The sequence below is a fragment of the Rhizobium sp. TAL182 genome, assembly GCF_002117725.1.
In the GTDB taxonomy this organism is placed as follows: Bacteria; Pseudomonadota; Alphaproteobacteria; order Rhizobiales; family Rhizobiaceae; genus Rhizobium; species Rhizobium esperanzae.
The window spans coordinates 503,497-524,466 of sequence record NZ_CP021024.1; the positions used below are offsets into that span (position 1 = coordinate 503,497).

18 protein-coding genes are annotated in these 20,970 nt (G+C 62.9%); 9 read left to right on the plus strand and 9 right to left on the minus strand.

Translation table 11 applies throughout. The annotated features are described in order from the left end of the window. Positions 1-130: 130 nt before the first annotated feature. The 5 genes from Tal182_RS02560 (at position 131) to Tal182_RS02580 (ending at position 5,151) form a co-directional block, all read left to right on the plus strand. Positions 131-1,195 (plus strand): ABC transporter permease, encoded by a 1,065-nt coding sequence (locus tag Tal182_RS02560; protein ID WP_085857968.1) that lies wholly within the window; start codon positions 131-133, stop codon positions 1,193-1,195. Positions 1,196-1,197: 2 nt separating this feature from the next. Next, the gene (locus tag Tal182_RS02565; RefSeq protein ID WP_016734905.1) at positions 1,198-1,980 is read left to right on the plus strand and encodes an ATP-binding cassette domain-containing protein; all 783 of its coding nucleotides are present in this window, start codon (positions 1,198-1,200) and stop codon (positions 1,978-1,980) included. Beyond that, positions 1,977-2,609, plus strand: a complete 633-nt coding sequence (locus Tal182_RS02570; RefSeq protein WP_064817356.1) for a nucleoside triphosphate hydrolase — start codon at positions 1,977-1,979, stop codon at positions 2,607-2,609. The genes Tal182_RS02565 and Tal182_RS02570 overlap by 4 nt, the downstream gene beginning before the upstream one ends. Before the next feature lie 144 nt (positions 2,610-2,753). Continuing rightward, positions 2,754-3,800: a dihydroorotase gene (gene pyrC / locus Tal182_RS02575; protein ID WP_085857969.1), complete on the plus strand. Its 1,047-nt coding sequence runs from the start codon at positions 2,754-2,756 to the stop codon at positions 3,798-3,800. A 172-nt stretch (positions 3,801-3,972) separates the two neighbouring features. Beyond that, complete coding sequence (locus Tal182_RS02580) at positions 3,973-5,151, plus strand: GGDEF domain-containing protein (protein ID WP_085857970.1); 1,179 nt, start codon at positions 3,973-3,975, stop codon at positions 5,149-5,151. Between the two features lie 374 nt (positions 5,152-5,525). Here the strand turns inward: Tal182_RS02580 and Tal182_RS02585 are convergent, their stop codons facing one another. Next, positions 5,526-6,008, minus strand: coding sequence for an anthrone oxygenase family protein (locus Tal182_RS02585; RefSeq protein ID WP_064809479.1), 483 nt, complete (start codon positions 6,006-6,008; stop codon positions 5,526-5,528). A gap of 95 nt (positions 6,009-6,103) precedes the next feature. On the opposite strand from Tal182_RS02585, the gene Tal182_RS02590 reads away from it, so the two are divergent. The 3 genes from Tal182_RS02590 (at position 6,104) to Tal182_RS02600 (ending at position 8,505) form a co-directional block, all read left to right on the plus strand. Next, positions 6,104-6,754, plus strand: a complete 651-nt coding sequence (locus tag Tal182_RS02590) for a TetR/AcrR family transcriptional regulator (protein ID WP_085857971.1) — start codon at positions 6,104-6,106, stop codon at positions 6,752-6,754. Between the two features lie 74 nt (positions 6,755-6,828). Further along, complete coding sequence (locus Tal182_RS02595; protein WP_085857972.1) at positions 6,829-7,518, plus strand: orotate phosphoribosyltransferase; 690 nt, start codon at positions 6,829-6,831, stop codon at positions 7,516-7,518. A 60-nt stretch (positions 7,519-7,578) separates the two neighbouring features. Next, positions 7,579-8,505, plus strand: a complete 927-nt coding sequence (locus tag Tal182_RS02600) for a carbohydrate kinase (protein ID WP_085857973.1) — start codon at positions 7,579-7,581, stop codon at positions 8,503-8,505. Between the two features lie 199 nt (positions 8,506-8,704). On the opposite strand, the gene otsA is transcribed toward Tal182_RS02600, so the two are convergent. The 3 genes from otsA to Tal182_RS02615 all read right to left on the minus strand — a co-directional run bounded on the left by otsA (position 8,705) and on the right by Tal182_RS02615 (position 14,318). Then, entirely contained in the window at positions 8,705-10,108 is a 1,404-nt protein-coding gene (gene otsA, locus Tal182_RS02605; RefSeq protein WP_085857974.1) for an alpha,alpha-trehalose-phosphate synthase (UDP-forming), read from the minus strand. Positions 10,109-10,606: 498 nt separating this feature from the next. Then, complete coding sequence (pgi, locus tag Tal182_RS02610) at positions 10,607-12,232, minus strand: glucose-6-phosphate isomerase (protein ID WP_085857975.1); 1,626 nt, start codon at positions 12,230-12,232, stop codon at positions 10,607-10,609. A gap of 385 nt (positions 12,233-12,617) precedes the next feature. Beyond that, on the minus strand, positions 12,618-14,318 hold the full coding sequence (locus Tal182_RS02615; protein WP_085857976.1) for a long-chain fatty acid--CoA ligase: 1,701 nt from the start codon (positions 14,316-14,318) through the stop codon (positions 12,618-12,620). A 266-nt stretch (positions 14,319-14,584) separates the two neighbouring features. Between Tal182_RS02615 and Tal182_RS02620 the strand changes: the two genes are divergently transcribed. After that, a complete protein-coding gene (locus Tal182_RS02620) occupies positions 14,585-14,977 on the plus strand; it encodes a PRC-barrel domain-containing protein (protein WP_037143114.1) in 393 nt (130 codons plus the stop codon). 157 nt (positions 14,978-15,134) lie between these two features. Here Tal182_RS02620 and Tal182_RS02625 read toward each other — a convergent pair whose 3' ends face one another. From Tal182_RS02625 to Tal182_RS02645, 5 genes are all read right to left on the minus strand, one after another. After that, on the minus strand, positions 15,135-17,591 hold the full coding sequence (locus tag Tal182_RS02625) for a glycoside hydrolase family 2 protein (RefSeq protein ID WP_085857977.1): 2,457 nt from the start codon (positions 17,589-17,591) through the stop codon (positions 15,135-15,137). 65 nt (positions 17,592-17,656) lie between these two features. Beyond that, positions 17,657-18,052 (minus strand): VOC family protein, encoded by a 396-nt coding sequence (locus Tal182_RS02630; protein ID WP_085857978.1) that lies wholly within the window; start codon positions 18,050-18,052, stop codon positions 17,657-17,659. A gap of 47 nt (positions 18,053-18,099) precedes the next feature. Next, positions 18,100-18,849 (minus strand): ABC transporter permease, encoded by a 750-nt coding sequence (locus Tal182_RS02635; RefSeq protein ID WP_085741695.1) that lies wholly within the window; start codon positions 18,847-18,849, stop codon positions 18,100-18,102. Continuing rightward, on the minus strand, positions 18,846-19,790 hold the full coding sequence (locus tag Tal182_RS02640) for an ABC transporter ATP-binding protein (RefSeq protein WP_085857979.1): 945 nt from the start codon (positions 19,788-19,790) through the stop codon (positions 18,846-18,848). Before Tal182_RS02640 ends, Tal182_RS02635 begins: the two co-directional genes overlap by 4 nt. Continuing rightward, positions 19,787-20,953 carry an ABC transporter permease gene (locus Tal182_RS02645; protein ID WP_085857980.1) on the minus strand — a complete coding sequence of 389 codons (1,167 nt, stop codon included), beginning with the start codon at positions 20,951-20,953 and terminating at the stop codon, positions 19,787-19,789. The genes Tal182_RS02640 and Tal182_RS02645 overlap by 4 nt, the downstream gene beginning before the upstream one ends. Between the last annotated feature and the right edge of the window lie 17 nt (positions 20,954-20,970).

A 20,970-nucleotide genomic window follows, 5' to 3' on the forward strand; every position in this document is an offset into this window, starting at 1 on the left:
GTGGCCGGGGCTTGATCCCCGGCCGTTTTGGACGGACGATGTGCCGTCACCCCACCGGCTAAGCAACGAACGGATGACAATGGGTGGCGGCCTCCGCGCGGGTTCGGCGCGCGGATGCGGAGGAGGAACCATGACCGGAGCACAGGAATTCGAACGCGTCCTCGACGGCAGCGACAAGAACGTCGCCTCCTTCGAGCACCAGGGCGTCCCGCTGATCAAGCGTGCGCAGCATTTTCTGCACTCGACGCCGGCCGCCGTGCCGCTCATCGTGCTGGTGCTGGCGATCATCATCTTCGGGATAGCGCTCGGCGGACGGTTTTTCTCGTCCTACACCCTGACACTGATCCTGCAGCAGATCGCCATCGTCGGCATTCTCGGCGCCGCCCAGACGCTGGTCATCCTGACGGCCGGCATCGATCTTTCGATCGGCGTCATCATGGTGATCTCGGCCGTCATCATGGGCAACGTCGCCATCTCCTACGGCATACCGACGCCGATTGCGGTCATCGGAGGCCTGCTGGTCGGCGGTCTCTGCGGCTTGCTGAACGGCTTCCTCGTCGCCTTCATGAAGCTGCCGCCGTTCATCGTCACGCTCGGCACCTGGAATATCGTCATGGCGACGAATTTCATCTATTCCGCCAATGAGACGATCCGCGACGCCGATGTCGACGCCCAGGCGCCGTTGCTGCATCTCTTCGCCGCAAGCTTCAGGCTCGGCACCGCCGTGCTCACCCTCGGTGTCATCGCCATGGTGCTGCTCGTCCTGCTGCTCTGGTATGTGCTCAATCACACCGCCTGGGGCCGGCATGTCTATGCGGTCGGCGACGATCCGGAAGCGGCCAAGCTGTCCGGCATCCAGACCAAGAAGGTGCTGCTCACCGTCTACACCATATCGGGCGTCATCGCCGCCTTCGCCGCCTGGGTCTCGATCGGCCGCAACGGCTCGATCTCGCCGTCCTCGGCCGTCACCGATTATAACCTCCAGGCGATCACCGCGACCGTGATCGGCGGCATTTCGCTCTTCGGCGGCCGCGGCTCCATCCTCGGCACCCTCTTCGGCGCCATGATCGTCGGCGTCGTGTCGATGGGCCTCAACATGCTCGGCGCCGACCCGCAATGGAAAGTTCTTTTGACGGGCGTGCTGATCATCGCCGCCGTCGCCATCGACCAGTGGATCAGAAAGGTTTCGGTGTAATCATGGCTCACGAACCCATTCTCACTGCCCGCGGACTCGTCAAGCGCTATGGACGCGTGACCGCGCTCGACAATGCCGATTTCGACCTCTACCCGGGTGAAATCCTTGCCGTCATCGGCGACAACGGCGCCGGCAAATCCTCGCTGATCAAGGCGATTTCAGGCGCCGTCACGCCCGACGAAGGCGTGATCACGCTCGAAGGCCGGCAGGTGCAGTTCCGCTCACCGATGGAAGCGCGCGAAGCCGGCATCGAGACTGTCTACCAGAACCTTGCCCTGTCGCCGGCGCTCTCGATCGCCGACAACATGTTCCTCGGTCGCGAGATCCGCAAAAAAGGCCCGCTCGGCTCACTGTTCCGCATGCTTGACCGGCCGGCGATGGAAAAGCTGGCGCGCAACAAACTTTCCGAACTCGGCCTGATGACCATCCAGAACATCAATCAGGCGGTGGAGACGCTGTCGGGCGGTCAGCGCCAAGGTGTCGCCGTCGCCCGCGCCGCCGCCTTCGGCTCGAAGGTCATCATCATGGATGAGCCGACCGCGGCGCTCGGCGTCAAGGAGAGCCGCAAGGTGCTGGAACTGATCCTCGATGTGCGCGCCCGCGGCCTGCCGATCGTGCTGATCTCGCACAACATGCCGCATGTCTTCGAAGTGGCCGACCGCATCCATATCCATCGCCTCGGCCGGCGCCTGACGGTGATCAATCCGAAGGAATACACCATGTCGGATGCCGTCGCCTTCATGACCGGCGCCAAGGCGGTGCCGACGGAGCCTGTTGCGGCATGAGTGCACGCATCGACGAAATCGCCGGCGAGGTTCTTGGCCGCGCCGGCGATGCCAGACGTTTCCTGATCGGCATTGCCGGGCCGCCGGGTTCGGGAAAATCGACCATGGCCGACAATCTGGCGGCGGCGCTGAAAGCCAAGGGCGAAAGCGCCGCGGTCCTGCCGATGGACGGCTTTCACATGGACAATGCCATCCTGATCGAACGCGGCCTTCTGGCCCGCAAGGGCATTCCCGAAACTTTCGACGTCCGTGGCTTCCTCGATATCGTCCGCGCCGTCAGGCCGGCCGACCAGGAGGTTCTGGTGCCGGTCTTCGATCGCGCGCGTGAACTCGCCATCGCCTCGGCCCGGCCGATCGATCCCAAGGACCGGTTCATCATCGTCGAAGGCAATTATCTGCTGTTCACACAGGGAAAATGGGCCGAACTCGACGGCATCTTCGATTTCACCATCATGCTGGCGCCGCCGATCGAGGTGCTCGAGGAACGCCTTTGGGACCGCTGGCGCGGCTATAATCTCAGCGAAGAGGCGGCCAGCGCCAAGGTCTATGGCAACGACCTGCCGAACGGCAGGCTGATCCTCGAAAACCGCCGCCCGGCCGATGTGACGCTGGAGATCGCGCTGGCGTAATGCATGTCATCAGGAAGTGTACCGCGGTTCCGGGAGAACGACATGCATCAAAACAAAGAGCGAAAGCGCGGCGCATGAATCGATTTCAATGCGGCCCGCTTTAGTGCTATCGAGGCCGCAGACGCATCGCTTCGGAGGCCTGCCATGCAATCGATCACCATCCGCCGTCCTGACGACTGGCACCTGCATCTGCGCGACGGCGCCATGCTGGAGGGCGTGATCGCCGATACGAGCCGCACCTTCGCACGCGCCATCATCATGCCCAATCTGGTGCCGCCGGTTGTCACCACATCGGATGCCACCGCCTATCGCGAGCGCATCCTCAAGGCCCTGCCGGCCGGCCATCGCTTCCAGCCGCTGATGACGCTTTATCTCACCGAACACACCAGCCCCGACGATGTCGAGGCGGGGGCGGAAAGCGGCCTCATCACCGCCGTCAAGCTTTACCCCGCCGGCGCCACCACCAATTCGCATGGTGGCGTGCGCGACATGGAAAAGGCGATGCCGGTACTGGAGCGCATGGCGAAGATCGGCCTGCCGCTCTGCGTCCACGGCGAAGTGACGACGCCTGATGTCGATATTTTCGACCGCGAGGCCGTCTTCCTCGACACCGTGCTCGATCCGCTGCGCCGGCGCCTGCCGGAGCTGAAGGTGACGATGGAGCATGTGACCACAGCAGACGGCATCGATTACATCAAGGCGGCCAAGGGCAATCTCGCCGGCTCGATCACCACTCACCATCTGATCATCAACCGCAACGCCATCCTCGTCGGCGGCATCCGCCCGCATTATTACTGCTTGCCGGTCGCCAAGCGCGAGAACCACCGCCTGGCTTTGCGCGCCGCCGCCGTGAGCGGTGATCCGCGCTTCTTCCTCGGCACCGATTCTGCCCCGCATGTCGATCCCTTGAAGGAATGCGCCTGCGGCTGCGCCGGCATTTATACCTCGATCAACACGATGAGCTGCCTTGCTCACGTCTTCGAGGAGGAGGGTGCCCTCGACAAGCTCGAAGCCTTCGCCTCGCTGAACGGGCCGGCCTGGTATGGGCTTCAGCCGAACGAGGAACGCATCACCCTGGCAAAGCAGGCCGAGCCCGTCGTCTTTCCCGCGAAGATTGAAACCGGCGCCGGACCAGTTACCGTCTTCGATCCGATGTTTCCCTTGCACTGGCAAGTGGTGCCGCAGGCGTAACAGCCAGGATTTCAATTTTAAATCGAAAATTCATCTAAAATTTCAGCGCGACGTTAAACGCGTAACATTTGCATTGTGCGGTGCATCATTTGTTAACGGATGCGTAAGACAGTCCTCGTCGCGGACCCCATGAGTTGCCGATATTCCGGCGCAGCTGCGGAGACTGAAGAGCATGACGCTTGACTATAACTCCCTGCTGCTGGCGCTCGGTGTCTCCGCAGCATGCCTTGCCGTGACCCTGATGGGCAGCTGGCTGGTGCGCCGGGCCGAAACCGTCCTGCTGACCGCTACGATCGGCCTCGTCCTCGTCGTCAGCGGAATCTTCGTCTACAGCGCCTATGTCAACCGGCCGGAAGCAGCCTTCGCCATTGGCAGCTTCGTGCTGTTCCATGCCGGTTTTTCCACCATCTGGGGCGCCGGCAAACAGTTCCTCACCGGTTGCCTGTCGATCCCGGCCATTGCCATCCGCGCGCTGGCCGCGATGATCTCTTCCACCGTGCCGATGCTGGCGGGCTATGACGGCCTGGCCTTCATCGCAGACAATCTTGCCATCGCGCTGCTGCTCTTTGCCACCGCCCGGCAATATTGGCTCGCCCGCGCCGAAGCCCCGGCGCCGATCCTCGGCATTGCCGCGCTCTATACCGCCACGGCGATCTCCTTCGTGCTCTGCGCCGCCGTGCTGATTGCCGACGGCAAGCTGGTGCTCGGCGCTGCGCCCAGCAATTGGGCCGAGGATCTGAGCCTTGCCGTCTGCATCGCCGGCATGACCGGGATCGGCGCCTTGTCGCTGGCGCTGCATCAGTGGCGTCTTGCCGCCCGCCATCGCCTGGAGGCGATCACCGATCCGCTGACCGGCCTGCTCAACCGCCGTGCCGTCTTCGACGAATATGGCACGCGTCCCATGGGAACGACCACCGCCGTCATCGTCTTCGACATCGACCATTTCAAATCCGTCAACGACCGTTATGGTCATGCCGCCGGCGACCGCGTGATCACCGTCTTCGCCGAGGAACTCCAGGCCCATTGCAGCGCCGGCGACACCGCCGCCCGGCTCGGCGGCGAGGAGTTCGCGCTGGTGCTGAAAGAGATCATGCCCGGCCGGGCCGAACTGGTCGCCGAACGCATCCGCCGGGCCTTCGAGGCGCGCGAGATCGACGTCGACGGCCAGATGCTGAGATGCACGGTCAGCGTCGGCGTCGCCCCCGGCCGCTCGCAGATGCCGGATTTCGACACCATGCTGAGTGCCGCCGACAAGGCGCTCTACGCCGCCAAGCGGGGCGGGCGCAACCGCGTCGAGCTGGCCGCCCACCTCAGAGCGGTTCCGGCCGAGGTATCGCGCACCGCGTCTTGATTCCGGACGCATCCCCTCATAACTGCGCCTTCGGCCGGATGCAGCCAGCCGCCCCGCGACGCCGCACGTTTGAAAGTTCGGCGTTAGCTGGCGGCGAGTTTGGCGAGAACGCCGACCACTCTCTCCGTCATCCCAGGCCTTGAGCCTGGGATCCATGCGACGGCTGCTGCTGTTGAATGCGGTGTGGATGCTCGGCTCAAGGCCGAGCATGACGGAGGGTGGGATGGGCAGGGGAGACCCATTCGGACGCCGGAATACCCGCCTCGTCCTTCGCAAAACAAGCCGCGGCACCCTCCGACGTCCCTCTTCCTGAGGCGCGGAAGCCGTAGGGTGGAGCCTCGAAGGACGCGCCGCAACGCTGCTCCTTGCATGTCTCAAACGATCATCAACGCCCTGACGAAAGCGACCGAAGCCAGCAGCGAGGCCACCGTCCTCACATGGTTCCACCAGGTCCAGTCCTTGAGATAGGTGCTCCACAGCGCAACCGCTTCCGGCCCGTTGCCGCTCACCTTTTCCAGCGCATCGTTCATTGGCACGTTGAAGATGATGGTCGAAAGGAAGGAGGCGACGACATAGAGTGCGGCTCCCGCCAGCATCAGCGCCGACGCCCCGCCGCGCCAGTTGATCACCGCCAGCACTGTTATGACGAGACAGAGGATCGCCGTCGGTACGAACAGTGCCATGAAGGGCGAGCGGACGATCGTCACGTTGATCGAGTTCATCGCCGCAATGCCCTGTTCCGCCGGGATGCGCGAAAAGGCGGTCATGATGAAGGTCGAGAAGGCAAAGAAGATACCGGCGACAAGGCCGCTGCCGAGCGCCGCGGCGACGAGGGAAAGGATAAGGACGATCTGCATGTCGAAACTCCTTCCGAGAAAATAAGAGAAACTCTCTCATTTGCGAAATGAGATAAACTCTCTTATTTTGCTTGTCAACCGTGAAGGAGAGAGCATTGTCGGAACAGGCCGTCGCGCCGCGCAGGCGTCAGCAGCATACGGGGCAGCCGCGCCGGATCCCCAGCCAGCAGCGCGGCCGCGAACGCTTCGAAAAGATCCTTGCCGCCGCCGCCGAGCTGATCGAAAGCAAGGGCAGCGACGGCCTGAAGATGAGCGAGATCGTCGAGACGGCCGGCATCTCTTTCGGGGCGCTCTACCAGTATTTCCCCGATAAGAGCGCGATCATCCGGACCTTGGCCGAACGCTTCAACGACGAGGGCAGGCGCTGTGTCGCGGCGGAATTGGCAAAGGTCGCCGACGCCGCTGCCCTGCAAGGCGCGCTCGCCAATATCGTCGACGAATATTACGCCTTTTTCCGCCGCGAGCCCGTCATGCGCGATCTCTGGCATGCGACCCATACCGACAAGCTGCTGCAGCAGATCGATGCCGAGGACATGGAATTCCACGCCCAGGCGTTTCTCGCCGTGCTCGTCCGCCTGTGGCCCGATCGCGACCACGGCGAGCTTCTGGCGATTGCCCGGCTGACGATGCAGCTGCTGGCCGCTGCCGTGCGTTACGCTGTATCGCTGGATGCGGAGGAGGGCGCCCGGGCGATCGCTCTGTTCAAGACGATGCAGCTCGTCGATTTCAGCCGGCTGCTGCGCTGATACAACCGTGTTGCGTCTGGAAACTCGGGGCTCTTGCTGCTATTGCCGGAGACGCAAAGCTGAAGGAGAGCCGCATGATCCAGACGACATTTCCCGACCGCGCCGTAATGGCCGAACTGGTGGCCAAGATGCTCTGGGAGATCAAGGCGGTGCATTTCAACGCCGCTCAGCCTTACAAGCTCTCCTCCGGCATGGCGAGCCCGGTCTATATCGATTGCCGCAAGCTGCTCTCCTATCCGCGCATCCGCTCGACCGTGATGGATTTCGCGGCCAGCACGCTGACGCGTGACGCCGGTTTCGAGCAGTTCGACTGCATCGCCGGCGGCGAGACCGCCGGCATTCCTTTCGCCGCCCTGCTCGCCGACCGGCTCGGCCTGCCGATGATCTATGTCCGCAAGCAGCCGAAAGGCCATGGCCGCAATGCCCAGATCGAAGGCAATATGCCGGAAGGCTCGCGTGTGCTCGTCATTGAGGACCTGACGACGGCCGGCGGCAGCATGTTCAAGTTCATTGATGCCGTGCGCGCCGCCGGCGGCGTCGTCGATCACGGCATCGCGCTGTTTTTCTACGATATCTTCGGCCAACAGCGCTTTACCGACGGCAAGGTCCGGCTGCATCATATCGCCACCTGGCGCAATGTTCTGGCCGTCGCCAGGGCGCAGAAGCTGTTCGACGACAAGACGCTCGAAGAAGTCGAGGCCTTCCTCGATGCGCCGCTCGCCTGGTCGGGAAGGAATGGTGGCGTCAGTGAGCTTTCGCTCTAGCCTTTTGACAAAAGCTCGCTTAAATCGATTGAAGAATGTAGGCCCTGTGGGAGGAATTCGATGATTTTGTGCTGCGGCGAAGCCTTGATCGACATGCTGCCGAGGGACACGACCCTGGGTGAAAAGGGTTTTGCGCCCTATGCCGGCGGGGCGATCTTCAACACCGCGATCGCGCTCGGCCGCCTCGGCATCCCGACCGCCTTCTTCACCGGCATTGCCGACGACATGATGGGCGAAATCCTGCTGGCGACGCTGAAGGCCGCCAATGTCGATTACAGCCACTGCGCCATCACGCAGCGCCCGTCGACCATCGCCTTCGTCAAGCTCGTCAACGGCCAGGCGACCTATGCCTTTTACGACGAGGGCACCGCCGGCCGCATGATCACCGAGGCCGACCTGCCTACCCTCGGCGACGATTGCGAAGCGCTGCATTTCGGCGCGATCAGCCTGATCCCGAGCCCTTGCGGGGAAACCTACGAAGCGCTGCTCGACCGCGAAGCCGAAAAGCGCGTCATCTCGCTCGATCCCAACATCCGCCCCGGCTTCATCAAGGACGTGCCGGCGCATATGGCCCGCATCAAGCGCATGGCGGCCAAAGCCGACATCGTCAAATTCTCCGACGAAGACCTCGACTGGTTCGGCCTTGAAGGCGACCACGACGCACTCGCCGCCCACTGGCTTGCCCACGGCGCCAAGCTTGTCGTGATCACCAAGGGTGCCGAAGGCGCTTCCGGCTATACCAGGGAGCGCAAGGTGACGGTGCCGAGCGAGCGCGTCGCAGTCGTCGACACGGTCGGCGCCGGCGACACCTTCGATGCCGGCGTGCTGGCCTCGCTGAAGAGGGATGGCCTGCTGACCAAGGCGCAGGTCGCCTCGCTCGACGAACAGGCGGTGCGCAACGCCCTGACACTCGGCGCCAAAGCCGCCGCCGTCACCGTCTCCCGCGCCGGCGCCAATCCGCCCTGGGCGCATGAGATCGGACTTTAAGGCTTAAGCCAGCGTCGGCCCCTCACCGCCTGCCGGCACCTTCTCTCCGTAAACGGGGTGAAGGAGGAATGCCGCGACGTCTCGGTTCCCTCTTCTCCCCGCGGGGAGAAGGGGATATGCCGCAACGCCTACGCTCCATTTCGTGCCAACCAGCACTGATTTGCCAGAGATTTTATTCTTAGCGCGCTAGCTAAAGAGCCTATCGCTGAACCACGCTCCGATCGGAGCTCGGAGCGGTCACCAGGTCCCGCAGGAAATCTTTGCACCACAGCGACACGTCGTGCGAGAGCAGATGTTCCATCATCATACTCCAACGGTCACGGCGCTCCTCAAGCGACATGGCAAGCCCTCGCGCAATCGCATTGCCCGTGCCTTCGACATCATAGGGGTTGACCAGCAGCGCCCCCTTCAGCTCGCGTGCGGCGCCGGCGAAGCGTGACAGCACCAGGACACCAGGGCGATCCGGGTCCTGGGCGGCGACATATTCCTTGGCGACGAGGTTCATGCCGTCGCGCAAGGGTGTGACCAGCCCGATTGTCGCCAGCCGGAAGAGCCCGGCGAGCACGTTGCGGCTGATCGATCGGTTGACATAACGGATCGGCACCCAGTCGACCGTTCCGATGGCGCCGTTGACGCGGCCGGCCTGTTCGGCGACCATCTTCTGCATCTGCTCGTATTCGGGCACTTCCGATCGCGATTTCGGCGTGACCTGCAGAAAGGTCACCTTGTTCTGGTAGGCCGGATTACAGGTGATGAAACGCTCGAAAGCTTCCAGCCGCTGAATGATGCCCTTCGAATAATCGAGACGATCGACCCCGATGATCATGTCGCGGCCTTCGATGCTGCGCCGGGTCTTCTGGACCATCACGTTGTTTGCCGCCTTCTCGGCGAATTCGGCAAAGGCTGCGGTCTCGATGCCGATCGGATAGGCGCCGGCCTTGAAGATCCGCCCGTGCGAATCGAACAATCCGTTGCCGAGGTCGTCGCCGATGCCCTCCCGTCTGAGATAGCCGGCGAAATTCTGGAGATCATAGTCGGTCTGAAAGCCGACGAGATCGTAATGCGAGAGCCCACGCATGATCTCCTCGTGGACCGGCATGGTGACGAGAATGTCGGCCGGCGGCCAGGGAATGTGCAGAAAGAAGCCGATCCGGTTCTTCAGCCCCATCTGGCGCAGTTCGGCGGCGAGCGGAATGAGATGGTAATCGTGAACCCAGATGATGTCGTCCGGCTCGATCAACGGCGCCAGCCGGTGCGCGAAGAAACGGTTGACGCGGAAATAACCGGCCATTTCCTTGCGGCCATATTCGGCGAGATCCAGGCGGTAGTGGCAGATCGGCCAGAGAACGCGGTTTGCAAAGCCGCGATAATATTCCTCGACGTCGGTGTCGGTGAGGTCGGTCAGGGCATAGGTGATGTTGCCCTTCTGCTGCAGCGACAGCGCGCCGGGTTCCCTGTCGCCGCTCGATTCTCCCGACCACCCCATCCAGATGCCGCCGCGCGCCTGCAGGGCCGCCTGCAGCGCGACGGCGAGGCCGCCGGCCGCACCGCCATCTTTGCTCGGCACGGGAACGCGATTGGAAACGACGATAAGACGGCTCATAAGCTTCCTTCAGTTGAGATGCTACATGAAAACGCGAGATGACGAGCGTCCCGGAAAACCTCCTGAATGTGACGGGGACGATGCTGGGCAGGCACCGACATCGAACGAGCCATCCGGACGCGGGGCCGCCGCATAGGCCGGCGGGAACAATGGAACGGAGCGCCGTCCCGGGCTTGATAGGCCATGTCGTCGGAAGTACCCATTGCACAGAATTTGCTTGAATCTAGGGCGATTCCGGCGGAATGGAAGAATTCTTTCTACAATTTTCCATTAGAAGAACGTTTCATCCGGTTGCGGACGACGAGCCCGTCGCGCGGAGGCCCGCACCCGACCGCGTCGATGTCAGTTTGCAATGATGATGTCGGCGCCAATGGCGGCGTCGGCCGGTCATTGGGCGCGCCAATCGCAGCCTGTCGGCGGCCCCTCTCAGGCCGCCGGAGGATGGCAGGGACAGTTGCCCGGCCGCACGGATTGAGGTGATGCGCTGCCCTCGAGCGCCTACTTCGCGAGTTTCGCCAGCGCCGCGACCAGCCCTTGCGTCGAGGAATCATGGCCTGCCGCGCTCTCCTTGCCTTCGACAACAGGCAGCAGGCCCGTCGCCAGTTCCTTGCCGAGCTCGACGCCCCACTGGTCGAAGGAGTTGATGCGGAAGAGCACGCCTTCGACGAAGACGCGGTGTTCGTAAAGCGCAATGAGGCGGCCGAGCGCGTAAGGCGTCAGCTTGTCGTAAACGAAGGTGATCGACGGCCGGTTGCCCGTAAAGACGCGGTGCGGGGCGATGAAATCGGCCTTCTTGTCGTCCATGCCCTTGTCGGTCAGCTGCTTCTTGGCTTCGGCGAAGGTGCGGCCCTTCATCAGCGCTTCCGACTGGGCGAGAACGTTGGAGATCAAGAGCTGGTGCTGATGGCGCAGCTCCGGCTCGAAGGCATTGGCGGCGATCATGAACTCGGCCGGGATGATGCTCGTGCCCTGATGGATGAGCTGATAGAAGGCGTGCTGGCCGTTGGTGCCGGGCTCGCCCCAGACGACCGGGCCGGAATTGCCCTCGACCGGCGTGCCGTCGATGGTGACGCCCTTGCCGTTCGATTCCATGTCGAGCTGTTGCAGATAGGCCGGGAAGCGCGACAGGCGCTGGTCGTAGGGCAGGATGGCGCGGGTGGGATAACCCAGCACATTGCGATGGTAGAAGCCGATCAGGCCGAGCAGCATCGGCAGGTTTTCGGTAATCGGTGCCTGACGGAAATGATTGTCGACGGCATGCGCGCCGTCGAGGAACTTGCCGAAATTCTCAGGGCCGACGGCGATCATCAGCGGCAGGCCGATCGCCGACCAGATCGAATAGCGGCCGCCGACCCAATCCCAGAAGCCGAAGACGCGGGCGCTGTCGATGCCGAAGGCGGCGACCTTGTCGAGCGCCGTCGAGACGGCGGCGAAGTGATGCTGCACCGCCGCTTCGCCGAGCGCCTTGGCGATGAAATTGCGCGCCGTCTGCGCGTTGGTCATCGTCTCGACGGTGGTGAAGGTCTTCGAGGCGACGATGAACAGCGTCGTCTCCGGCTGCACGAGCTTCAGGATGTCGGCAATGTGGGCGCTGTCGATATTGGAGACGAAATGGGCGCGCGGGCCGTCATGGAAGGGGGCAAGCGCCAGCGCCGCCATGACAGGGCCAAGATCCGAGCCGCCGATGCCGATATTGATGACATCGGTGATCGCTTTGCCGGTGGCGCCCTTCAGTGCGCCGGAGCGGATCTCGTCGGCAAATCTGCCCATGGCGGCGAGAACCGCGTTGACATCGGGCATCACGTCCTTGCCGTCGACCAGAACCGGCGTGTTGGAGCGGTTGCGCAGCGCGATGTGCAGAACGGCGCGGTCTTCGGTGAAGTTAATCGCCTTGCCGGAGAACATCTCCTCGCGCTTCTTCTCAACGCCGCCGTCTTCGGCAAGCTTGACCAGCAGCTTCAGGATGTCGTCATTCACCGCCGTTTTGGAAAAATCCATCAACAGATCGTCGAGCGCGACGGAAAAGCGCGAAAAACGCTGCGGATCGGCGGCGAAGGCGGCACGGAGATCGGTCGCCTTGGTGGCGGCGGCAGTGCTTTTCAGCTGTTCGACGATGGCGTTCATGGGGAGGCTCCTTTGGAGGCGGAAAGGGTTGCGGAAACTATTCGCTTTATCGGGGCCAAATCAAGTTCGGCCGCCGCTCCGAATACAAAAAAGCCACCCGCGGGAAGCGGATGGCTCAGTTTGTTGACAAAGTCTCCTCCGTCATGCTCGGCCTATGCCGAGCCTCTGACCACGATCATTGTTTGACAGGAAAATATTTATTTTCAGATGCTTAATGAGACCGGCGCAGATCCTCGGCACAAGGCCGAGGATGACGTCGCGGGTTTTGCAGTGGTTTGTCCGCAGCCTGAGCCATCTGCAGGAAGCGGATGGCTGTTAATTTCATTACAGCGCCATGCGTCTGAAAGACGCGCAAAGACGCTGTAACACTTTGAATTCGTCAAATTCAGCCGCGCAGGTCCTTGCGCAGGATTTTGCCGACAGGCGACTTCGGCAACTCGGTGCGGAATTCGATGAAGCGCGGGCGTTTGTAATTGGTGAGATTGGCGATGCAATGGGCCTTCACCTCCGCCTCTGTCAGGTTCGGATCCTTCCTGACCACGAAGAGTTTTACCGCTTCGCCCGAATGCCCGTCCGGCACGCCGATCGCCGCGGCTTCGAGAATGCCGGCATGCATGGCGGCGACTTCCTCGATCTCGTTCGGATAGACATTGAAGCCCGAAACCAGGATCATGTCCTTCTTGCGGTCGACGATCTTGGTGTAGCCGCGTTCGTCCATGAAGCCCATGTCGCCGGAGCGGAAATAGCCGTCGGCCGTCATCACCCGCGCCGTTTCCTCCGGTTTCTGCCAATAGCCGGCCATCACCTGCGGCCCGCGGATGCAGATCTCCCCGATTTCGCCTGATGGCAGCGGACGGCCCTCCTCGTCGCGGATGTCGAGTTCGGTGGAGGGCAGCGGCAGGCCGATCGAGCCGGTAAACTCGATCGAATCGAAGCGGTTGGCGGTGGCGACGGGCGAGGTCTCGGAAAGGCCGTAACCCTCGGTAATTGCCGTGCCGGTCATCTTCAGCCAGCGCTCGGCGACCGGGCGCTGGACGGCCATGCCGCCGCCGAGCGACATGATCAGCGAGGAGAAGTCGAGCTTGGCGAATTCGGCATTGTTCATCAGTGCGTTGAACAGCGTGTTGAGGCCCGGGAAGATATGCACATCGGACTTTTCGAATTCCTTGACGAGGCCGGGAATGTCGCGCGGATTGGCGATCAGGATATTGTGGGCGCCGAGCGACATGCCCATCAGCGAATTCACCGTCAGCGCGAAGATGTGGTAGAGCGGCAGCGCGCAGAGGAAATTCAGCACTTCCGGCTGTTTCTTGCGCTCGAAGGCCGATCGCAGCCAGAGCGACAGCTGCAGCTTGTTGGCGAGCAGGTTTTGATGCGTCAGCATCGCACCCTTGGCAACGCCTGTTGTGCCGCCGGTATATTGCAGGAAGGCGACGTCGCCGCCGGCAAGCGTGACCGGCTGGAGGTTCTTCTTCGCGCCTTCGCGCAGTACTTGGCTGAAGCTCTTATGCTGCGGGATCGACCAGGAGGGAACGAGCTTCTTCACCTTGCGCACGACGAAATTGACGATCAGCCCCTTCGGCCCCAGCATTTCGCCGAGCGAGGTGACGACGACGTGGCGCAGGTCGGTCTTGTTCAGGACCTGCTCGACCGTGCGGGCGAAATTCTCCAGCACGAAAATCGCCTTGGCGCCGGAATCGCGCAGCTGGTGTTCGAGCTCACGCGGCGTATAGAGGGGATTGACGTTGACGACGACGAAACCGGCTCTGAGGATGGCATAGGTCGCGACCGGATTCTGCAGGACGTTCGGCATCATCACCGCGACGCGGTCGCCCTTCTCGAGGCCGATGCTCTGCAGCCAGGCGGCGACCTTGCGCGTCTGGTCCTCCAGCTCGCGGTAGCTCATCGCCTTGCCCATGCTGGAAAAAACCGTCCGGTCGGCGTAACGGGCGCAGGACTTTTCCAGGAGTTCGGCAAGAGAGACATGTTCCAGCGGCGGGAGTTCGGCCGGAACCATTTCGGGATAGGTGGCAAGCCAGGGCTTGTCGGCTTTTGCTCCGTTCGGATGGACGGAAATGCTGCTCATCGTGTCTCTCTCTCTCTCCCTTGCGGCCGCTGCGCCGGCGCCGAGCCGCTATCGGCTGGCCCGCAATTGACCGGAAGCATCCTCCATCTTCCTGTCCGGCAGCTTATGCCATTGCCTGAACGGTTCAAGCCGAATGACGCTATACTAACCTTGACGTAAACGTCAACATTGGCTCGCCGCGCAGCGCTCGAAAGGCAGGGAACTTTGAGTCCGCCATGGCGTTGACCTTTCATACCAACCATGAGGAAACACCAAAGGAGGTTCAAATGTTGAATCAGGACACCGACGCCAGCCGCCGTGACCCGAACGCCAAGGAAACGCATTCGCTGATCGCCAGCGACCGCGTCGAAGGTACCCGCGTCTATGGCGCCGATGGCCGGCATATCGGCTCGATCGAACGCCTGATCATCGGCAAGCGCGATGGCCGCGTTGCCTATGCGGTGCTGAGCTTCGGCGGCTTCCTGGGCATCGGTCACGATCACTATCCGCTGCCCTGGGAAAAGCTGAATTACGACACCCAGCTGGACGGCTATCGCATCGACCTGACCAAGGAGCAGATCGAAGGCGCACCCAGCTATTCGGACGATGATGACACCTGGTACAACGATAATGGCCGCCGGGTCTATGACTACTACGGCGTGCCGCCCTACTGGATGTAACGTCGTCCGATGGACCGAGCTGGAAGGGCCCCGTGCGATGCGGGGCCTTTTTGGTGTGTGGTGACGTGCCTTACAAAAGTTGCCAGGAACTGGGAGGCCGCGGCATCTCTTCTTCTCCCCGAGGGGAGAAGAGGGAGTCGAGACGTTGCTGCCGCCTTTATTGTCGACCCGCGACAAGATCATTGGCCGACCGCAGCACTGTACCGACGACAATGTCATTGGCCGAAATCACCTTTGCCGTCTTCACCGCAAACACATGGCCCTCGCCCGGCAGCAGCGTCACCAGCATCGTATCCACCACAGCATCCGGATCCAGCCGATCCGCCATCAGGCAGAGGTCTTTGAGGAAATTCTCGGCCGTCACCTTCACGGCATAACCGCCCTCAGTGCCGGTCACATCGACCGCCAGCCGCGGCACCGGCAGGGCAAGCTCGATATCCTCGACGAAATAATGCAACGCTCGCCGGTCGAGCATCTCGACGACGATGACCTCGTCCTTTGGTAAGTCCGGCCTGACGATATTCTCGGGCAGCGGAAATTCCTTGGCTTCGAAGCGGTCGCAGAGCAGGCGCCAGAATTCGAATTCGGCCAGCACGGTGCCGTCGAGCTTCAAACGTCTGCCGCTGATCTTCGCCCGCCAGAACAGCGTGCGTTCGTTGACCGCCACTGCCGCAAGTCCGCGGCCGCGCGGCTGGATGGTCAGCAGGCGTGGATCATAGGCTGCCTGCAGCGCATACCAGAGCGGCTTGCGGCGACCGGCCGAATCGAGCGCCGCCCAGGAGGTCACCGGCCAGCAATCGTTGAACTGCCAGACCACCGCACCCCTACAGATCTCCCGATGCGAGCGCAGGTGCTCGATGGCGAAGCGGATGGCGCGGGCCTGGTTGAGCTGGGTGGCGAAGTGCCAGTCGTCCATCGTCTTTGGCTCCGGCAGATGGCCGGCCAGCCCGCGGATCAGCTTGTCATTGCCCTGCGTCGCCTTCTGATGGTGGAAGACGCCGTTCGATTGCGGCGTCAGCGGCTGGTCATGCACGCTTTCTTCGATCGTCGCCCAGGCGGGCGGCGCCTGCCAGCCGAATTCAGAGCAGAAGCGCGGGATATAGTCGCGGTAGACCTCGTAGCCGACATCGTTCCACACGTCCCATATATGTTTGCAGCCATGTCCGTCGGCATTCGGCTCGATCTCCATCGAGCCGGAATAGGGGCTGCCGGGATAATAGGGCCGGTCGGGATCGAGCTCACTGCAAAGCCTCGGCAGCAGGTCGAGATAATAGCCGAGCCCCCAGCTCTCCCCTTGCTTGATGATCGGCCGCCAGCCCCATTCGTCGAAGCCCCAGATATTCTCGTTGTTGCCATTCCAGAGGATCAGGCTGGCATGCGGCATCAGCCGCACGACATTGTCGCGCACCTCCGCCTCGACCTCGCTTCGAAGCGGCTCCTCCTCCGGATAGGCCGCGCAGGCAAAGAGGAAATCCTGCCAGATCAGCATGCCCATGCGATCGCAGGCCGCGTAGAATTCGTCGCGCTCGAAGATACCGCCGCCCCAGACGCGCAGCATGTGGATATTGGCGGCCTTCGCCTCCTCAATCCGGGCGGCGTAACGGTCGGCCGTCACCCGCGAAGGGAAACAATCGTCGGGGATCCAGTTCGCGCCGGCGATGAACAGCGGCACGTCGTTGATGACGAAGGTGAAGGCCGAACCATGCGCGTCGGCCGAAGTGTCAAGCCGCAGCGAGCGGAAGCCGAGCTCGCGCTCGAAGCGGTCGAGCTGATCGCCGCTGGCCTCGTCGATCAGCATGAGCGTCAGCGGATAGAGCGGCTGCGCGCCGAGATGGTGCGGCCACCAGAGCTGGGGCGAGGGCAGGCTAATTTCGAAAGCGACCGTGTCTTCACCAGGCGCAATCGCCGCAGTCGTCGTCACACCGCCGATCTCGGCGGTCAGCCGGCACGGCCGGGCATTGCCGTGGCGCGCCAGCCTTGCATGCACCGTCACCAGCCCCTCGCCGCCGGCAAGGCTTGCAGACACCCGCGTCTCGGCGAGCCGCGCCCGATTCCAGTTCTCCAGCCTGACCGTTTTCCAGAGGCCCGCCGTCACCAATGTCGGTCCCCAGTCCCAGCCGAAATTGCAGGCCATCTTGCGCATCAGATTGCCCGGGCCTGGATAGTTGTTGGGCCGGTAGCCGTAGTGCTTCTCCATCTCTGCGCCGTAGGCGTAGGCGGAGCGGAAGGTGACGGAGAGTTCGTTGGCGCCGGTCTTCAGCAGCTCGGAAACATCGAAGCGGTAGGTGCGGTGCATGTTGAATGTGCGGCCGATCTCTTCGCCGTTGAGGCTGATGACCGCGATCGTATCGAGCCCGTCGAAGACGAGTTCCTGCACGTTGCCCTCGTCAGGCGTCGCCTCGAAGCGGCAGCGATAGGTCCAGCCCGCCCTGCCGACCCAGTCGTTGGTGATCTCGTTGACGTCGATATAGGGATCGGGGATCAGCCGGCCGGCGAGAAGGTCGGTATGGACGCATCCCGGCACCGTCGCCGCTATCACATTCGGCAGGTCGGGTCTTCCTGTATCGTTGCAGGTGAGTGTCCAGCCGGAATTGAGCGCGGTCTTCTCGATCATGGCGGGCTCCTGGTTATGCCGCTCGAAGCTGTGGGATTATGGTTGGGTCGGAAGATCGCGCGCGGTCAGAGAAACCGGCCGTGGCGCTGCAGCACCTCGATCTTGTAGCCGTCGGGATCGCTGACGAAGAAGAACAGGCCGAAGAGCTTGCCGTCGCGGTTGAGCTCCACCAGCTCGCCCGGTTTGAGCCCCAGTTTCACCATGCGCTCGCGCTCGATGGCGACTTCTTCGACCGAGACGGCGAGATGGCCATAGCCTTTGCCGAGATCGTAGGGGTCGGCGCGGCCCTTGTTGACGGTCAGCTCCAGCTCGAAGCCGGTCTCGGAATTGCTCAGGTAGATCAGCGTGAAGGTGTCGAAATCGACGCGGTCGGCGACCGTAAGACCGAAGGCCTTGCCGTAGAAGTCGACCGAGCGCACCTCGTCGAGAACGCGGATCATCGAGTGGATCATCTTGGCCAATTCTGCCTCCCATTGCTTCGATCACGCCAGCCTTGGTAGCGGTCCTCTTAAGCCGCGCGCAAGCCGATTCTTCGCGTGATCGCGCTTTCGATCAGACCCATGGCGTCATAGATCAGGACCGCCATCAGCCCGACGATCAGTCCGCCCTGCAGGATGAAGGCGGTATTGTCCGATATCAGCCCGGCGATGATCACCTCGCCCAGGCCCTTTGCCGCCACCGTCGAGCCGATCGTCGCCGTGCCGATATTGATCACGGTCGCGACCTTCAGCCCTTCGAGGATCAGGGGCAGGGCAAGCGGCAGCTCGACCCGCAACAGCCGCTGCGTGGCACTCATGCCCATGCCGTCGGCCGCGTCGAGCACCTGCGGCGACACCTGCTTGAGACCGGCGACGGTATTTTCGAAGATCGGTAAGAGGCCGTAGAGAAAGAGTGCGATCAGCGTCGGCATGGCGCCGAAGCCGGTGGCGGGGACGGCGAGCGCCAGCACCGCGACCGGCGGAAAGGTCTGCCCGGCATTGGCAATCGCCCGCGACAGCGGCAGGAAGTCGGCGCCGCTTTCGCGGGTGACGAAGATGCCGCCGAGCACGGCGAGTACGGCGCTGCAGGCGATGGATCCGACGACGAGCTGCAAATGGCCGGCAGCCAGCGACGCAAGGCTGTTCTGCGTATAGACGGCGGGCGCATTGTTGCTGGTCAGCGGCGTCAGCAGGAAGGAAAGCCACTCGGTCCTGAACAGCAGGATGAGCAGTAGGGCGAGCGCCGCCAGGCGGAAGAGATTGGCGACGAGGAGTTTCATGCCTTGCGGCCCAGTTCGAGCAGCCGCGCCATCGAGATCGAACCGACCGGCGCCTTCTCGCTATCCTGCACCGCCGCCTCATCGACCCCCTGCCAGATCATTTCGGCGAGCGCATCCCGAAGGCTGAGCGATTGCGGCAGGGCATAGGCGAGACCGCTCTTGGCCGGCTGCATGCTTTCCTTCAGCGGCAGCAGCGACATCAGCTTCAGCGCCCGGTCGGAGGTGCCGGTCAGTTGCTGCACAAAAGGATCGGCCGGTTCGGTGAGGATCTTTTCCGGCGTGGAGCATTGCAGCAATCGGCCCTGGCTCATCACCGCGATCTGATTGCCGAGATGGAACGCCTCGTCCATGTCGTGGGTGACGAGAATGATGGTGGTGCCGAACTGCTTCTGGATCGCCAGCAGGTCGTCCTGCGCCTTGCCGCGGATGACCGGATCGAGCGCGCCGAAGGGTTCGTCCATCAGCAGCAGTTCCGGTTCGGCGGCGAGCGCCCTGGCGACGCCGACACGCTGCTGCTGGCCGCCGGAAAGCTGGTGCGGATATTTGTCGGCGAAATCAGCCGGATCGAGATTGAAAATCCCGAGCAGCTCCTCGACGCGGGCGGCGATGCGTCTGGAATCCCATTCGAGCAGCTGCGGGACGGTGGCGATATTCTGCGCCACGGTCCGGTGCGGAAACAGCCCGTGCCCCTGGATTGCATAACCGATCCGGCGACGGAGCTCGGTCACCTCGACATCCATCACATTCTGGCCGCCGACGGAGATCTGGCCCTCGCTGATCGGCACCAGCCGGTTGATCATCCGCATCAGCGTCGATTTTCCCGAGCCCGATGTGCCGACGATGACGGTGATCTCGCCTTTGTCGACCTTCATCGAGACTTTGTCGACGACGGTGGCAGCACCATAGCGCTTGGTGACGTTGCTGATCTCGATCATGCTCATGCGGCAGGTCCCCGGATGCTGTCGATGACCGCATCGAGGATGACGGCCGATGAGAAGGCGAAGAACACGGTCGGCACGGCGCCGAGCAGGACGAGGTCCATCGCCGTCTGGCCGAGCCCCTGGAAGATGAAGATGCCGAAGCCGCCGCCGCCGATCAGCGCGGCGATCGTCACCATGCCGATCGCCTGCACCAGCACGATGCGGATGCCGGTGAGGATGACCGGAAAGGCGAGCGGCATGTCGATACCGGCGAGGATCTGCCGGCGCGTCAGCCCCATGCCGGCCGCCGCATCGCGCACCGAGGGGTCGACGCCCTGCAGGCCGACGACGGTATTGGCAACGATCGGCAGCAGCGAATAGAGCACCAGCGCAATCAGCGCCGGCGCCGTGCCGATGCCGCGAATGCCGATCGCTGATGCCAGCGGCACATGCGTGGCGAGATAGCCGAGCGGCAGCATCAACAGGCCGAAGAGCGCCAGGCTCGGGATCGTCTGGATGAGGCTCAGGCCCTGCAGCACGACGGCGCGCAGCCGCGGCACCCAGAAGCAGAGGATGCCGAGCGGCAGGCCGAGAATAATGGCGATGGCAAGCGAGCCGAGCGCCAGCAACAGATGCGAAAATGCTTCCGTCTCGAACTGGGCGGCCCGCGTCGAGAATTCCTTCATGATCGATAGGCTGTCGAGCAGGCCGGAGAAGAGGAAGACGAAGAGCAGCGTCGTGTAACCCGCAAGCGCCACCACCCGCATCCACGGTGCCAGTCGGATCTTGACCAGCGCATCCGATATGATGAGCCCGATCACCGCAAACAGCACCCAGAAACCGCCGCCGGGTGTCATGCGCGCCACCGTGCTGCCGGGCGGCGTCGCCGCAGTCGAGACCAGGCCGATCGCGGCGATCAGAGCGGCAAGGCAAAGGGTGGCAATGACAAGCCGCGCCAATGCGCTGCGCAGAAACAGCGTCGCCAGGGCGGTGAGAATAAGCAGGGCGGTCAGGATGACGACGGAAGGCTGGGGAAAGAGCTGGGTGAGCAACATCGGCTTGCCGGCGGCGATACGGTTTGCCTTGACGTAGATGAAGGGCATCAGTGCGGTGGCCGCAATGCCGCCGGCCACCAGAACCACGCCGAGCCGGTCCAGCCTGCGCACCGCTGAGGTTTCGTCCATCGATCCAACCTTATGGG